Origin of the sequence: Mycobacterium sp. E136 (assembly GCF_001666865.1) — a bacterium.
Taxonomy (GTDB): domain Bacteria; phylum Actinomycetota; class Actinomycetes; order Mycobacteriales; family Mycobacteriaceae; genus Mycobacterium.
Genome location: NZ_LZJE01000239.1, coordinates 1 through 667 on the forward strand (window position 1 = coordinate 1; position 667 = coordinate 667).

At 67.6% G+C, this 667-nt stretch carries 1 protein-coding gene; it reads left to right on the forward strand.

Translation table 11 applies throughout. The annotated features are described in order from the left end of the window. Window positions 1–137: 137 nt before the first annotated feature. On the forward strand, window positions 138–667 hold a 530-nt coding region (locus A5698_RS15610), incomplete at its 3' end, for an ATP-dependent DNA ligase (protein ID WP_502688933.1).

Here is a 667-nt window from a genome sequence, read left to right on the forward strand (position 1 = left end):
TTGGCCAGCATCGGTTCGAGCGGCGGCGTTACGGGAAGGTCCACCCCGCCCATTATTGCGTCCACGCCACTTCTGACCGTCGACACCGGGAAATGTCATCGCCGGTTCAGCGCGGACGGCACTGCGACAATGGCCGAATGCGCCTGCCCGTGATGCCGCCGCTCGAACCGATGCTGGCCAAGGCTCAGGCCACGGTCCCGCCCGAGGCGGGTGTGTGGTCGTACGAGCCGAAGTGGGACGGCTTCCGATCCCTGGTGTTCCGCGACGGGGACGAGGTCGTACTGCTCTCGCGCAGCGGTAAGGACCTGGGCCGTTACTTCCCCGATGTCGTCGAGGCGGTGCGCGACGAGCTGGCGCCGCGATGCGTGCTGGACGGTGAGATCGTCGTCCCCCGCGAATTCGGCGGACGCACCCGGCTGGACTGGGAGTCGCTGAGCCAGCGCATTCATCCCGCTGCCAGCCGCATCAAGATGCTGTCGGAGCAGACGCCCGCGCACTTCATCGGCTTCGACGCACTCGCGTCCGGCGACACCTCACTGCTCAAGCAGCCGTTCCGGATCCGCCGCGAGGCACTCCTCGACGCGGTGACCGAGAAGCAGTGGTGCCACGTCACCCGAACCACTGAGGATCCCCAGCTCGCGGTGCAGTGGCTGGCGGAGTTCGAGGG